Source organism: Shewanella algicola, from assembly GCF_014648035.1.
Lineage (GTDB): Bacteria > Pseudomonadota > Gammaproteobacteria > Enterobacterales > Shewanellaceae > Shewanella > Shewanella algicola.
On record NZ_BMQI01000145.1, the window covers coordinates 1 to 1,110 of the forward strand.

The following is a 1,110-nucleotide window of genomic DNA, read 5'->3' on the forward strand; positions in this document are numbered from 1 at the left end:
ATCACCATTAGCAGAATGAAGTCGCTCCAAGTTGTAATATTTCATGTAAGTCGTCACATCTTGCTTCATAAACTCCCTTGTTGGTTGAGCAACTTTAAAAATCCAATCGTGTTTCAAACTACCAAAGAAACGTTCAACGACGGCATTATCCCAACATGCACCCACATCCCCCATACTGGCTCGGATACCATAGTTCGATAACAGCTTACCGAATTGCTTGCTGGTATACTGTGAGCCTCGGTCACTGTGAAATACCAGCCCTCTGGCCGGTTGGCGCAGGTTGTAGGCTTTCATTAATGCCTTGGATATCAAATCTGTAGTCATGCGTTTGTCTATGTGCCACCCAACAATCCGGCGTGAATATAAATCCATCACCACAGCCAAGTACATCCAGCCTTCACCCGTCTTTAAGTAGGTGACATCACCAGCCCAAACCTGGTTTGCAGCGCTTGGGTTAAAGTTCATATTCAACAAGTTATCAGCGACTGCGTCAGAGTGTTTACGCTGCGTTGTCACCTTATAAGCCTGCCGTTGGGTTACCTTTAGCCGTAAACGTCGCATCATTTTACGGACTGCATAGCGACCTACTTGGTAGCCTTCCTTGCGCAATTTTTTCATCATCTCACGATTCCCTAAGCTGCCTCGGCTTTTCTCGAATAAGCGGCGAACACGGCGATAAAGCTTCAAAGTATCAAGGCTTATCACGTTCGCAGGGCGTTTAAGCCAATCGTAATAGCCTGATTTACTCACGCACATAACTCGGCATAGCAGCGCAACAGGGAACTGATTTGAGTGTTTTTTAATGAAGCGATATCTTACTTCATTTCTTTCGCAAAGAAGGCGCTTGCCTTTTTTAGTATTTCTTTCTCCATGCGTAATTCTTTGTTTTCTTTACGCAATCGCTTAAGCTCATCGCGCTCAGACTCTTCTAAGGCGATGCCTTGCCGTTGGGCCTCGTACTTTTCTTTCCACTTGTAAAGCAGGCTAGTGCCAACCCCTAGAGATTTTGCCGCATCAGCAACACTGTAGCCTTGGTCCAGCACCATCAATACTGCTTCATCTTTAAATGCCTGCGGATAACTCTTGTGTGATTGCTTTAAACTCATATAG

Annotated in this window: 1 protein-coding gene; it reads right to left on the reverse strand. The window is 45.3% G+C overall.

The window, feature by feature from the left end:
• Positions 1 to 1,106 (reverse strand): IS3 family transposase gene (locus IEY42_RS22125; protein ID WP_188927320.1). Its coding sequence is split into 2 segments (ribosomal slippage), with 1,107 coding nucleotides annotated over them: positions 1 to 857 and positions 857 to 1,106; the frame shifts between segments, so codons are not numbered across the junction. This gene is flagged as partial in the annotation.
• Positions 1,107 to 1,110 lie beyond the last annotated feature (4 nt).